Annotated in this window: 14 protein-coding genes; 7 read left to right on the top strand and 7 right to left on the bottom strand. The window is 57.0% G+C overall.

Going from position 1 to position 12375, the window contains the following annotated elements; genetic code table 11:
• Positions 1 to 155 precede the first annotated feature (155 nt).
• Together VB780_RS28900 and VB780_RS28895 are read left to right on the top strand one after the other, a co-directional pair.
• Positions 156 to 311, top strand: coding sequence for a hypothetical protein (locus VB780_RS28900; protein ID WP_323354654.1), 156 nt, complete (start codon positions 156 to 158; stop codon positions 309 to 311).
• Positions 304 to 912: a DUF1003 domain-containing protein gene (locus tag VB780_RS28895; protein WP_323354653.1), complete on the top strand. Its 609-nt coding sequence runs from the start codon at positions 304 to 306 to the stop codon at positions 910 to 912. The genes VB780_RS28900 and VB780_RS28895 overlap by 8 nt, the downstream gene beginning before the upstream one ends.
• Positions 913 to 919: 7 nt before the next feature.
• On the opposite strand, the gene VB780_RS28890 is transcribed toward VB780_RS28895, so the two are convergent.
• Positions 920 to 1282 (bottom strand): response regulator transcription factor, encoded by a 363-nt coding sequence (locus VB780_RS28890; protein WP_323354652.1) that lies wholly within the window; start codon positions 1280 to 1282, stop codon positions 920 to 922.
• Between the two features lie 115 nt (positions 1283 to 1397).
• A complete protein-coding gene (locus VB780_RS28885) occupies positions 1398 to 2300 on the bottom strand; it encodes an ABC transporter permease (protein ID WP_323354651.1) in 903 nt (300 codons plus the stop codon).
• 259 nt (positions 2301 to 2559) lie between these two features.
• Between VB780_RS28885 and queG the strand changes: the two genes are divergently transcribed.
• Both queG and VB780_RS28875 read left to right on the top strand, forming a co-directional pair.
• A complete protein-coding gene (queG, locus tag VB780_RS28880) occupies positions 2560 to 3540 on the top strand; it encodes a tRNA epoxyqueuosine(34) reductase QueG (protein WP_323354650.1) in 981 nt (326 codons plus the stop codon).
• A gap of 48 nt (positions 3541 to 3588) precedes the next feature.
• Positions 3589 to 4473, top strand: coding sequence for a tetratricopeptide repeat protein (locus VB780_RS28875; RefSeq protein ID WP_323354649.1), 885 nt, complete (start codon positions 3589 to 3591; stop codon positions 4471 to 4473).
• A gap of 208 nt (positions 4474 to 4681) precedes the next feature.
• Here the strand turns inward: VB780_RS28875 and ppk2 are convergent, their stop codons facing one another.
• The 4 genes from ppk2 to alaS all read right to left on the bottom strand — a co-directional run bounded on the left by ppk2 (position 4682) and on the right by alaS (position 9019).
• Complete coding sequence (gene ppk2 / locus VB780_RS28870) at positions 4682 to 5632, bottom strand: polyphosphate kinase 2 (RefSeq protein WP_323354648.1); 951 nt, start codon at positions 5630 to 5632, stop codon at positions 4682 to 4684.
• A gap of 147 nt (positions 5633 to 5779) precedes the next feature.
• Positions 5780 to 6043 (bottom strand): type II toxin-antitoxin system HicA family toxin, encoded by a 264-nt coding sequence (locus VB780_RS31540; RefSeq protein WP_416349276.1) that lies wholly within the window; start codon positions 6041 to 6043, stop codon positions 5780 to 5782.
• A complete protein-coding gene (locus tag VB780_RS28865) occupies positions 6027 to 6257 on the bottom strand; it encodes a type II toxin-antitoxin system HicB family antitoxin (protein WP_323354647.1) in 231 nt (76 codons plus the stop codon). Before VB780_RS28865 ends, VB780_RS31540 begins: the two co-directional genes overlap by 17 nt.
• A 110-nt stretch (positions 6258 to 6367) precedes the next feature.
• Positions 6368 to 9019: an alanine--tRNA ligase gene (alaS, locus tag VB780_RS28860; protein ID WP_323354646.1), complete on the bottom strand. Its 2652-nt coding sequence runs from the start codon at positions 9017 to 9019 to the stop codon at positions 6368 to 6370.
• A gap of 420 nt (positions 9020 to 9439) precedes the next feature.
• On the opposite strand from alaS, the gene VB780_RS28855 reads away from it, so the two are divergent.
• On the top strand, positions 9440 to 9712 hold the full coding sequence (locus VB780_RS28855; protein ID WP_323354645.1) for an acylphosphatase: 273 nt from the start codon (positions 9440 to 9442) through the stop codon (positions 9710 to 9712).
• Positions 9713 to 10025: 313 nt separating this feature from the next.
• Here the strand turns inward: VB780_RS28855 and VB780_RS28850 are convergent, their stop codons facing one another.
• Positions 10026 to 10385: a hypothetical protein gene (locus VB780_RS28850; RefSeq protein ID WP_323354644.1), complete on the bottom strand. Its 360-nt coding sequence runs from the start codon at positions 10383 to 10385 to the stop codon at positions 10026 to 10028.
• Positions 10386 to 11375: 990 nt separating this feature from the next.
• On the opposite strand from VB780_RS28850, the gene VB780_RS28845 reads away from it, so the two are divergent.
• Both VB780_RS28845 and VB780_RS28840 read left to right on the top strand, forming a co-directional pair.
• Entirely contained in the window at positions 11376 to 11660 is a 285-nt protein-coding gene (locus VB780_RS28845; protein ID WP_323354643.1) for a hypothetical protein, read from the top strand.
• A 156-nt stretch (positions 11661 to 11816) separates the two neighbouring features.
• Positions 11817 to 12375: leucine-rich repeat domain-containing protein (locus VB780_RS28840; RefSeq protein WP_323354642.1), on the top strand; the 559-nt coding region annotated here is incomplete at its 3' end.

Below are 12375 nucleotides of genomic sequence, written 5' to 3'. Positions count from 1 at the left end.
CTCCAACCTACGGAATAGTACTGCAAGCTTACTCGAACGGCCTATTCAGATTTATCCTATTTTCTAAATATCACCCCAGATCCCTATCTCCCTAGCTACTCATCCACCCCGCCACCCCCTGATAAAATACAGCCACCCCGGCAGAGAATAACCCCATGCGCTATAGCATCATGCTGCAACTGGTCGTGGCTACCACCCTGGTACTCACCAGTGCCGCCGCCTTTTTTGCCTGGCTACAAAATCGCCCGATCGAGATAGACACCTCCTATGGCGTGATTGTCCCTGCTGTTTACCCTGTTTCCCATGGCTAACTCCACCGAGGCGGCAGCCGCCCCAGCCTCCAAGGCGTGGTTTAACCGTCGCCTTCGAAAGCGCATTTTAACCGCCCCTCTACCCGACCCCATTGCCGAAAATATTGAGGCGATCATTGCCATTCATCGCCAGGAGGCCGAACAGGCCTCTGCCGCTGAGCAAATTTTAGAAGTGGTGGCCTCGTGGTTTAGTCGACCCGCTTTTTTGTACCTGCTGCTGCTAGGTCTAGGCCTGTGGCTCGGGGGCGATGCGCTCAACCACACCAGCCTGTTGCCCTTTGAGTTACCCACCTTTAGCTGGGCAGATCAGGGGCTAGATGCGGCGGCGCTGCTGATTTCGACCGGAGTGTTGATTCGCCAAAACCGCCAGGAAAGCTTTGCCGAACAGCGCACCCAGCTGATGCTTCAGCTCAACATGCTGTCAGAAAAGAAAATTGCCAAAATCATTGCGCTGCTAGAAGAGCTGCGGGAAGACCTGCCCGATATCGTGCAGCGCTACGACCACGAGGCCGCAATCATGCAAATCTCCACCGATCCCCTGGCGGTGCTGGAGGCGCTAAAGGAGAATCTTGAAGAAGAGATTTCCCTAGAGGACACGTGATCGCGCCCTAGCGCAGCAGCTGTTTGACGGTGCTGATCATATCGGCGGGGCGAAAGGGCTTGGTGATGTAGGCATCGGCCCCCTGCTTCATGCCCCAGTAGCGGTCAAATTCTTCGGCTTTGCTAGAGCAAATAATGACCGGAATATTTTGGGTAGTCGCGGTGTTTTTGATCCACCGGCAAAGCTCGTAGCCGTTCATGTTGGGCATGACAATATCGAGCACCACCAGATCGGGAAGGGTGGCCTGGATCATTTCCTGGGCTTCTACGCCGTCTTTGGCTTCTACTACGGTTAGGCCCGCTTTGATCAGCAGCCCGGCGATCATTTCTCGCAGGGTTGAGCTGTCATCTACAATTAGCACTGTACTCATACCGATGCCTCGCTGACGGTATGCAGACCGCCCATTGCTCCGTAGCTATTATGGCCAATTTGGGGTGACTCTAACACTTTATTTAAACAGGGATCTCAGAGGGAATAGAGGATAGCTATCGCAGCGAAAACTTGCGAACCGCCAGCAAGCTGCCGATCAACCCCACTAGGGTACCCAGCCCCAGCAGTGCCGCAGGCAGCAGAATCAGCTGCTGAGGTGTCAGCCTCAGTCCCTGCACCACAAACTGAATAAAATCGGCCTGCTGGGTGGCTAGCTCGGTTAAAAAGCGTTGAATGGCGAACAGCAGCCCCCAGGCTACGGTGGCCCCGGCCAGGCCAAAGGCAGCTCCCTGCAAAATGAAGGGCAGGTAGATCCAAATGCGGGTGGCCCCCACCAGCTGCATAACTTCAATCTCGCGCTTGCGGGCCAGCACAATCAGCCGAATCGTGGTGGTGATGACGGCGGTGGCGGTCAGAGTGAGAATGGTGATCACAAACAGGCTCGTCCACTTGAGGCCGTCGTTGAGCTGGGCTAGGCGGGTGACGGCTTCGTCGACGTAGCGCACTTCGTCGATGCCCTCAAGACTTTGGAGCTGAGCGGCGATCGCCGGTACCGCCTCAGAATCCTGCGCTTTGACCTTGAGTTCGTCAACCAGGGGGTTGCCCTTGAGCTGGTCGGTGGCCCCGGCGATGTCAGACAGGCCCAGATCGACCACCAGAGATTCCCAGGCGGCCTCTTTTGTCACTGGAGTAACCGACACCACGTTGGGGAAGCCCTCTACCACCGGCTTTAAATCGCTGGCCTGAAAGCCGCTTTGCAGGTAGGCCGACACCTCTAGCTGGCTGCCAAACTGGTTGAGCAGGCGCTCTAGCTGCCAGGTCGATTGCAGGCTAATGCCAAATAAAAACAGCAGCACGGTAATGGTGCTGATGGCCGCCCAGTTCATCCAGCCGCCGCGTCGCAGCCCCAGGAAGGTTTCGCGCAGCAGGTAGTCGAACTTGGTGAGAAGCTTAAACATAAGCGCCCTTGCCTGGGTGAGTTGGGCTGACGGTAATTGAACCGACAATAGCAGATATGGGGGTTAGCACCCGATGCCAACGCTAACTACAGCATGGTACAAACTATGCTGTGTTCCTAGCCTTGTCAAGGGGCGTTCGTGATTCGCAACCGAGATAGCCTGGGTAGGCTACTCTGAGCTGAGTCTCAAGCCAGCCGTAGTAGGACTAAGCGGTAGCTAATATTAAAAGGAATCTAGGATTTTGAGGATGAACTTGTAAATGGCTGAAGCGGCTGGTTTGCCCGATCGCCAGGCGGTAATCGACCAGGCGCTATCCCTGGGGTTCCACTTGGTGGGCATTGCTGCGGTGGAGCCTGAGCCGAGCCCTGCTGAAACCGCCGCCGTGGGCCACCTGCAAACCTGGCTAGGCCAGGGCCACCAGGCCGATATGGACTGGATGGCGAATCCCCGTCGGCAGAACATTCGCCAGGTGCTACCGGGGGCGCGATCGCTCGTCTGCGTCGCCCTCAACTACTACACTCCCCACCGCCATTCCCCAGACCCTCGCCACGGCAAGATCTCGCGCTACGCCTGGGGGCGCGACTACCACCGGGTGCTGCACAAGCGCCTCAAGGCCTTAGCCGACTGGCTGACCACGGCTGGGCAGGGGACGGTTCAGGCGCGCTACTACGCCGACACTGGGCCGGTGCAAGACAAGGCCTGGGCGCAGCAGGCGGGCCTGGGGTGGGTGGCCAAGAACGGCAATCTGATCACTCGCCAGTACGGCTCCTGGGTGTTTTTGGGGGAGCTGGTGACCACCCTGGCGTTAGTTCCAGACGCGCCCCACACTGCCCACTGCGGCACCTGCACTCGCTGCCTAGAGGCCTGCCCCACCGGGGCGATCGCCCAGCCCTACGTGGTGGATGCCAACCGCTGCATTGCCTACCACACCATCGAAAATCGGGGTGAAAAGATACCGGAGGCGATCGCGCCCCACCTGCAAAACTGGGTGGCGGGCTGCGACATTTGCCAGGATGTCTGCCCCTGGAACCAGCGCTTTGCCCAGCCCACCACCGTCGATGACTTTCAACCTCGGCCCGAGAACCTGGCCCCAAACCTGGACGACTTAGCTAACCTATCAGAAGCGGATTGGGACAGCCGATTTCGGGCTTCGGCCCTGCGGCGCATTAAACCGGCCATGTGGCGGCGCAATGCCCGCGCCGCTCAGAAGTGGTCGGGTGACTCTAACGCTGACCCGTAACCAACGTACACTCTATATAGTTCTGCTACCTAACCTGCGAAGTTTGCCGTGCTAAAACGCCTCTCTCTCCTGCCCCTGCTCACCCTCTGTGGATTGCTCGGCACTACCCTGCCGGCCCGCTCCCAGGCTTTGACCCCCTACGTGCTGCCCCTCGACTACGACCTGATGACCGAGCAGGGGCTGTTTCTCGCCAATGAGGCCCAGCAGCTGGCAGAGTTTCAGCAGTTTGGGCGAGCGCTGGCCCTGGCGCAGCTAGCGGCGCAGCTAGCGCCTAACGACGGCCAGGTGCTGGCCCTGCTGGGCGGGCTCTACCTGCAAAACAGCGAGGTCGATAAGGCGCTACCGCTGCTAGAGCAGGCCCGTACTCTGCTGCCCGACAATGCGCGGGTGCTCTTTGCCCTGGGCTCGGCCTACCTCCAGCAAGAGAACCACCAGCTAGCGGCCAGCTACCTAGAGCAAGGGCTACAGATTGAGCCCAACAACCCCAGCGCCCTGTTTGACCTGGGCAACACCTACTTCAAGCTGGGTCAGTATCCCCAGGCGATCGCCCGGTTTGAGCAGTCGGTGGCGGCAGAACCCGAGTTTTGGCCCTCGGTGAACAACATTGGCCTGGTGCTCTACGAGCAGGGCGACACGCAGCGGGCTGTAGAATACTGGCGCTCTAGCCTGGAGCTGGCGGCCAATGAGCCCGAGCCTAAACTGGCGATCGCAGCGGCCCTGAATGCCCAGGAAAACTGCGCCGTAGCGGTAGTCAGAGCCAGCAGCGCCGCCTGCCAGGAGGCGCTACGCCTGGGCACCGAAGCCCTAGAGCAAGACAGCCGCTATGCCGACGTCGATTTTTTGAAGACCAACCTCTGGGGCGATCGCCTGATCGACTCCACCACCGCGTTTTTTGAGGTGCCCGACATTAAAACCCTGCTCAGCGAGCTGTAGCCTCGCTCCGACTCAGCTCAGCTACCGGTAGCTGAGCTGAGTCGGAGCCCTGAACGCGAACTCATTCATCCCGCAGACAACGCGCAGCGCCTCTCTTAGGTAACTTCTGGAAAACTTTTTCTCTAATGGTGGGCAATGCCCACCCTACGGTGACTCGCTTCGCGAACGCCAACGCGCAGCGTCTTCCTTAGGGAGAAAGCCGCACCACTCAGTAGCGCTGGGGCACAAAAAACTGCTCGTTGATGGGGGGGCGCTCATAGTCCTTCGGGGCGCTGCGGCGCGGGGTTAGCTCCAGGGGGGCGGGTGTCATATCCACATAGTCAATCTTGCTGAGCACATGGCTAATGCAGTTGAGCCGCGCCCGTTTTTTGTCGTCGGCTTCGACCGTAAACCAGGGCGCTTCGGGGATATTGGTGTGGGCAAACATGGCATCTTTAGCCTGGGAATACTCGACCCAGCGATCGCGCGATTCGAGATCCATTGGGCTGAGCTTCCAGCGGCGGGCCGGGTCAGTAATGCGCGACTGAAACCGCCGCTCCTGCTCATCGTCGCTGACTGAAAACCAGTATTTCAGCAGAATAATGCCCGATCGCACCAGCATACGCTCGAACTCGGGGCAGGTGTGCATAAATTCGTCGTACTGTTCGTCGGTGCAGAAGCCCATCACCCGCTCGACCCCAGCCCGGTTGTACCAGCTGCGGTCAAAGCAGACGATCTCGCCAGCGGCGGGCAGGTGGGCCACATAGCGCTGAAAGTACCACTCGGTTTTTTCGCGATCGCTCGGCGTCCCCAACGCCACCACCCGGCAGCCGCGAGGGTTCAGCGGTTCGGTCAGGCGCTTAATGGTGCCACCCTTGCCCGCCGCATCGCGCCCCTCAAACAAAATCACGATCCGGGTGCCAGTGTGCTTGACCCAGTACTGCATTTTTACCAGCTCCACCTGAAGGCGAGCCAGCTCGCTTTCGTAAAATTTGCTCTTTAATTTAGAGCTGCCTTCCGACTCAGAGATGTGGTGAAAGATAGGGGGTTCTAAGCCCTTAGCACGATCTTTCTTGCGCTGCTGCTTGGCCTTCTTTTTGTCTTTAGACTTCTTTTTATTTTGCTCAAGATCTAAAGAATGGTTAGCCTCAGGATCGGCCTTGCTATTATTTTTGTTCACAGTAGTATTCCAAAATTTCTTTTACTACACTTTACAAAAGTGCCCTGAAGTCATCTCAGCTAAGTTGACAGTCGCGCAAAATTTGAGAGGGCGTTTGAAAAGTGAGTCGCTGTAGCTTTAGTCACCTGGTGATCCCCCCTGCCCCCCTTAAAAAGGGGGGTAAGAGTCCCCCTTTTTAAGGGGGATTAAGGGGGATCCCCACTTTTGCTGCAAGAAATAGGACTTCTCAAACATCCTCTGAGGTAACAGACCGCGACCAATAGTTTCCCCCGAATGAACGGGCACAACAGTTCGCCTTCCGTCTATGTGAACCAAAATGTGGTGACTACCCCTTACTCTGGCAACGCTGAAGCCCACTTTCTGTAGTGCTGCAATGACCTCGCGGCCAGTGAGACTAGGCAGCGGACTCATACTGTACCAAAACTCGTTGAACTCCTACAAAATCTAAGGACTCTTCAGCCTCTTGGTCGAACTCTAGGCAGAGGGCGATCGCTTCCTGAACTCTAACCATCAACTCATCTAGAGACTTAGCCTGGGTATGACATCCCGGTAAACTTGGCACAGAGGCAACGAGATAGCCATCCCTATCTCGCTCAATCAGCACATTAAATTCTCGATTAGCCATGATTGAAAACCTATTAGCTATCAGTATTTTTATGCCAATGATTCGTTGATAAAGACTGCCCTAGCAGACTCAACCCACCATTTTTCAACTACCCCTATCCTTTTTTATGCTTACCCTAAGGCTTCTAGCAACTGTGCCTTAGCACTCTCCAGCGCTTCGGGGAGTTTGCTGGCGTCGCGCCCGCCCGCTTGGGCCAGGTTGGGCCGCCCGCCACCGCCGCCGCCAGTGAGCTTAGCGATGCCGCCGATGAACTTACCCGCCTGGAGCTTTTGCTCAATCACTTCTGGACTAAACGCGGCTACTAAGCTGACTTTTTCTGGTTCGGGCACCGAACCCAGCACCACGGCTCCAGCCCCCAGCTTTTGCAGCAGGCGCTCGGCGGCGGTTTTGAGGGCTTCGGCGCTGACGCCTTCTAGCTCGGCCACAATCACTTTGAGGGAGCCCACGGCTTCGGCACTGGCGAGCAGTTGGTCAGACTTGAGCACCGCCAGCTCAGACTTCAGCGCCTCTAATTCCTTCTGGGCAGTCTTGAGATCGGTTTGCAGGGTGGTGACGCGATCGCTCAACTCCTCGGGCTTGGCCTTAAAGCGATCTGACAGATCCCGCACCACAGCATTACGCACGTTCAGGTATTCCAGCACGGCGGGGCCAGCGACAGCCTCAATGCGGCGAGTGCCCGAGGCCACCCCGGCCTCAGAGATAATTTTGAACAGGCCAATTTCTGCCGTGTTGCTGACGTGGGTGCCGCCGCACAGCTCCATCGACACACCAGGGAAGTCGATCACCCGTACCTCCGCGCTGTATTTTTCGCCAAACATGGCGATCGCCCCCTTAGCCTTAGCCTCTTCCAGCGCCATCACGGTGATCTCGCCCTGGTGGCCCTCGGCGATCCAGGTGTTCACCTGCTCTTCCACCTGCTGCACTTCGTCAGCGGTGAGGGCGCGGGGGCAGTTGAAGTCAAACCGCAGGCGATCGAAGGCCACTAAAGAACCAGCCTGGGAAATATCGGGATCGACCAGCTTTTTCAGTGCCGCTTGCAGCAGGTGGGTGGCGGTGTGGTTGGCCTGGGCACGGCGACGGCAGGCGCGATCGATCTGGGCCGACACCTGATCGCCGACTTTGAGGAAACCCCGCTCAACTTTGCCAAAGTGAACAAAGAAATCGCCGTCTTTTTTGACATCGTGGACGCGAATCAGCAGGTCATCGCCTGAGAGGTAGCCGCGATCGCCCACCTGCCCCCCCGACTCGGCATAGAACGGGGTCTGGTTGAGCACCACCTGCCCCTCTTGGCCCGCCTCGATCCGCTCAACAGATTTTCCGCCGACCAGCAGCGCCTCTACTTTACTGGTGCTGCTGGTGTCTTTGTAGCCCAAAAACTCCGTCGAGTGAATGTGTTCCGCCAGCGAATCTAAACTGCCCTGCACCGTCAGGTCAATGGTTTCGTGGGCATCCTTCGAGCGCTGGCGCTGTTCTTCCATGGCAGTTTCAAATCCGGCGGCATCCACCGATAACCCCTGCTCTTCGGCAATTTCCTGGGTCAGCTCTAGGGGGAATCCGTAGGTGTCGTAGAGCACGAAGGCGTCGGTACCCGCAATCTGCTGGGTTTTCGACCCGCTCTCCCGCTTAATCAACTCGTCCAGCAGCTTTTCGCCCCGCTCCAGAGTTTCGAGAAAGCGAGATTCTTCGCGGTCGAGTTCGGCTTTGATCACCGTCTCGCGCTGCCGCGTGTTGGGGAAAGGTTCTTCCGCTAGCTGAATGGCGCTTTCAGCCACCTTGCTAATGAACGCGCCCTCAATGCCGATCAGCCGCCCGTGGCGCGCCACCCGACGAATCAGCCGCCGCAGAATGTAGCCTCGGCCCACGTTAGAGGCGGTAATGCCATCGGCAATCATGTGAACAACGGCCCGCACATGGTCACCGATCACCTTCAGCGATACCTTGGTTTTCTCGTCGCAGTCTTGATAGGTCAGCCCTGCCAGCCCCGCCGCCGCGTCGATAATCGGCAAGATCAGATCGGTTTCGTAGTTGTTGGGCACCTGCTGGAGGATCTGGGCCATGCGCTCTAGGCCCAGGCCGGTGTCAATGTTTTGGTTTTGCAGCGGGGTGAGGGTGCCCTCAGCATCCCGGTTGTACTGCATAAACACCAGGTTGTAGAACTCGATGAAGCGCGAGTCGTCTTCGAGGTCAATCTTGTCGTCGCCCAGCTCGGGGTGAAAGTCGTAGTAGATCTCTGAGCAGGGGCCGCAGGGGCCAGTGGGGCCAGAGGTCCAAAAGTTGTCGGCCTCATCCATGCGCTGGATGCGGTGGGCGGGGATGCCAACCTGGTCGCGCCAGATGGCAAAGGCATCGTCGTCTTCGCGAAAGACGCTCACCACCAGGCGATCGGCGGGTAGCTTAAAGACTTCGGTAGACAGCTCCCAGGCCCAGGCGATCGCCTGCTCCTTGAAATAATCCCCAAAGCTAAAATTCCCCAGCATCTCAAAGAAGGTGTGGTGCCGCGCGGTGCGGCCCACATTCTCAATGTCATTGGTGCGAATGCACTTTTGCGAGGTGGTGGCGCGATCGACATCCGCCGGACGCTGGCCAAGGAAGATTGGCTTGAAGGGCAGCATTCCCGCAATGGTGAGCAGCACCGTCGGGTCTTCGGGCACCAGGGATGCGCTCGGTTTGATGGCGTGCCCCCGCGCCGCGTAAAACTCCAGAAACGTCTGGCGAATCTGAGCGCCGGTCATCGTAGTGGAAGAGGTGGGGGACTTTGCCATGGAACGGGGGAAAGGGTGGGTGAGTAGGTGGGTGGATGGGTAAGGGGGTGGTCAACTGTAGGGTGCATCCGCAACGCGATGCACCATCTAGCGGATCTTAGCCAGAGTAAGTGTTCAAGGCAGGGGGAATGATAAACCTCACCTGAACTTAACTTGACTTCCAAAGTCGGATATTCAACCTGAAAGTTGAATATTCAACCTTACCTGAATTTCTATTTTGACCGATGATTGCAAATTGCGAAGTCCACTAGGCCGAATTTTGAGGCGATCGCCTCAATCTTGGTATCTGTGGCCCTCAGTCGAGTGGGCTGAGGGCGCATTCCTAGACAGCGGTTGCGATCGCCAGAGCCAGAGGGGTATGGGGTAGAGCAAACGCACTATGCGAAAATCTTGGCGTGATCAACCTACAGACCAGGGACTATGGAACAAATTCGAGCGGTGATTCATGGGACTGTGCAGGGAGTCGGGTTTCGCTATCACACCTGCCAGACAGCTCAACAGCTAAAGGTTAGAGGCTTTGTACGCAACCAGCCAGATGGCACCGTCGAAATTGTGGCAATGGGTACCAGCGACCAGCTAAAGGCCCTACTGCACTGGGCTCATCAGGGACCGGTGGGTGCCCGAGTTACCCAGGTAGAGACTGAACCTTTTACAGGATTAGCTGATTTTGACGGGTTTAGCATTGAGCACTAGCCGCTGTGTCTCTATGTTTAGCAGCGCCAATCGCCCATAGCTCAGCCAGAGCGGCGGAATGCCGGTAATAGGAGCCAGACCAAGGGCCACACCAATGGTGAGCAGGCGACTGTAGCCACCGTAGGGTGGGCATTGCCCACCAGTAGAGAGAAAGTTTTTCAGAAGTTGCGTATGCCCCGCTGTGCTCTCAACCGATGTTGCTAGGCGGTGCGCCCAAAGGTAACAGGCGATCAAAAAAGACCTATGGCTGGGCCACAGGTCTCTAGGAGGGCATCTTGTTGGCGATCGCTGTGGCAGCGACACAGACGCATCGCTAGGCGCTGCGACGGCGGGGGCGCTTGCGCTCAGACTTTTTCTTGTAGCCGATCGCCTGGGCGGCGTTGCTGTCGGGGCCAAACTGAGCCCGCACGGCTTCTTTCATGCCCAAAACTGAGTTGTGAAACTCCCATTCGGCCTGGCGGGCGGCATCGGCGGCGGCTTTGACCATCACTTGCAGCTCGGTTTCTTTTTGCTGCATGGCCAACATGGTGTTGAAATTTGTCTTGAGGGCTTCGGGCGACGCATCAATGCGAACGGGGAGATAGCCTTCGACGGTGCCGAGGGCGTTGAGGGAGTCGATATCGTTGCTGATCGTTTTAACGGGCAGACGACGGGTGATATTAACAATGGGCATGGTGGATACACCTTGTAGTAATGGGTTTATAGCGGACAGGTTGAACCAGCCTGCCTGAAGAAATTTCAGGAGTGATAACGGATAGTTGGGGCAGCGACGAAGGCTTTCAGGTCAGGCGATCGGAGACGACGTTTGAGGCGAGGCGTTGTCTCGTCTATTGCCAAGATTGCCCGGTGCAGGAAGCCTATTGCAGCCTCAATTTGAAAGATTGTGACCAAACACCAGCGGTTTTGATGAAGCCTGAATGAATGTTGCAGCAGGTCGAAGCAAGGTGTGGCGCAACAATCGTGGTGTCAAACTAGAATGATTGATTTGCAGCAATGACAGCAGCACTGTGCATTGAGCAGGTAAGAGTGCAGCGGGCGACTATTCGAAGTTGCTCTATGACAGAAGCATTGTGTATTGACTACTTAAGAGGTTGCGCGATCGCAGCAGCATTGTCGCGCTGCAACTTAAGATGTTGCGGCCTGACAATCGAATGTTGAGCTGTCGCATTAAAGCATTGCGGCCTCGCAATCGAATGTTGGGCTTTCGCACTAAAGCGTTGCGGCCTCACACTAGATGATGCAGCCCTGACAATAAAGCGGTGGGATGCTGCAATAGGCGATCGCACCAGAGCAGAGGCAGGGGGTTTAACGTGCTGACTCAATAACCACCCCCACTCGGGTGCCCAGACGGAGCATGGAAACGAGGGGATAGCGAATACTGAACTGGCGTTCTAGGCTCTGTAGCGATTTTGACTTGATTCCGGTAGCCGAATAGGATACCTTACTGGGCTAAGGCTGTATGCGTGCAGTCTGAGCTTCCCAAAAATTTGGTCTAACGCCACTGGAAGGTGCTACCAACACCAACCAGCGGCTAACCCCGTCGACAGGAGTCGCTGTCTCGGAGGCTAAGGTGATTTTACCTGGCCGTCCTGAACTGCATATGTCTGGGGCGGCCAAGTTTTTGGGATTCCTTACCCATCGTTAGCAAAGGAATCCCTGAATTATGTTGTGTTTGCCATATTTGGTGTCGTCTGCCCAGAACCGGGAGGCGATCAATCCGCTGCTGCTATCGAATCTGGCTGCCCAGCCAGGGAGAGAGCGATTGCGCCATCTGGTGATTGGCTCGACGGAGGGGGTGCAGGGGGCCATTAACCATCTGCATCTGCTGAACTACGCCGAGCGTCTGGAGTGGAGCCGCCTGTTTACCATCCCCGCCTCAGGGATTTTGATCACCCCAAAGCAGGGGGAGGTGTTTAGCTACCTACTGCGGCATAGGCAGTTGGTTTAGGGCTAGCTGAGGGGGCAAGGGCCGATTTGGGCTACCTGAGAAATCTGCACGGTGTAAACGGCCCTTGACCCCAAAAAAGAACGCTTCTTGGCCACAAAACCCCTCTGTAGCGCGACCTGTGCTATCTAAGGGGGAGGCAAACCCAGAGGCGCTACTATGACCCGAGACGAGCTGCTGCACATCATTGATCAAGCCGCCCGAGACGGGGTGACCGAGCTAGATCTATCGGGTAATAACCTAGAGGAACTGCCGCCAGAGATTGGCCAATTAACCCAGCTCGAAAAGTTGGCTTTGGGAACTTTGAGACGAGGTAACAAGCTCAGCGATCTGCCGGCAGAAATTGCCCAGCTCACCAATCTATCTACGCTCGACCTCAGCAGGAACCAATTCAGCGGTCTGCCGGCGGAAGTTGCCCAGCTCACCAATCTATCTACACTCGTCCTCAGCAGGAACCAACTCAGCGGTCTGCCGGCGGAAGTTGCCCAGCTCACCAATCTATCTACACTCGTCCTCAGCGGGAACCAACTCAGCGGTCTGCCGGCGGAAATTACCCAGCTCACCAATCTATCTACACTCGTCCTCAGCGGGAACCAATTCAGCGGCCTGCCGGCGGAAATTACCCAGCTCACCAATCTATCTACGCTCGACATCAGCGGGAACCAACTCAGCGGTCTGCCGGCGGAAATTACCCAGCTCACCAATCTATCTACACTCG

The sequence above is a fragment of the Leptolyngbya sp. CCNP1308 genome (assembly GCF_034932455.1).
Lineage (GTDB): Bacteria > Cyanobacteriota > Cyanobacteriia > Phormidesmidales > Phormidesmidaceae > Nodosilinea.
This window is presented reverse-complemented; position numbering and strand designations above follow the sequence as displayed.

Excerpts from the sequence above, each read along its gene's own strand:
- VB780_RS28900 (WP_323354654.1), top strand. The coding sequence starts at position 156 with ATGCGCTATAGCATCATGCTGCAACTGGTCGTGGCTACCACCCTGGTA.
- VB780_RS28895 (WP_323354653.1), top strand. The coding sequence starts at position 304 with ATGGCTAACTCCACCGAGGCGGCAGCCGCCCCAGCCTCCAAGGCGTGG.
- VB780_RS28890 (WP_323354652.1), bottom strand. The coding sequence starts at position 1,282 with ATGAGTACAGTGCTAATTGTAGATGACAGCTCAACCCTGCGAGAAATG.
- VB780_RS28885 (WP_323354651.1), bottom strand. The coding sequence starts at position 2,300 with ATGTTTAAGCTTCTCACCAAGTTCGACTACCTGCTGCGCGAAACCTTC.
- queG (WP_323354650.1), top strand. The coding sequence starts at position 2,560 with ATGGCTGAAGCGGCTGGTTTGCCCGATCGCCAGGCGGTAATCGACCAG.
- VB780_RS31540 (WP_416349276.1), bottom strand. The coding sequence starts at position 6,043 with ATGAGTCCGCTGCCTAGTCTCACTGGCCGCGAGGTCATTGCAGCACTA.
- VB780_RS28865 (WP_323354647.1), bottom strand. The coding sequence starts at position 6,257 with ATGGCTAATCGAGAATTTAATGTGCTGATTGAGCGAGATAGGGATGGC.
- alaS (WP_323354646.1), bottom strand. The coding sequence starts at position 9,019 with ATGGCAAAGTCCCCCACCTCTTCCACTACGATGACCGGCGCTCAGATT.
- VB780_RS28855 (WP_323354645.1), top strand. The coding sequence starts at position 9,440 with ATGGAACAAATTCGAGCGGTGATTCATGGGACTGTGCAGGGAGTCGGG.
- VB780_RS28850 (WP_323354644.1), bottom strand. The coding sequence starts at position 10,385 with ATGCCCATTGTTAATATCACCCGTCGTCTGCCCGTTAAAACGATCAGC.
- VB780_RS28845 (WP_323354643.1), top strand. The coding sequence starts at position 11,376 with ATGTTGTGTTTGCCATATTTGGTGTCGTCTGCCCAGAACCGGGAGGCG.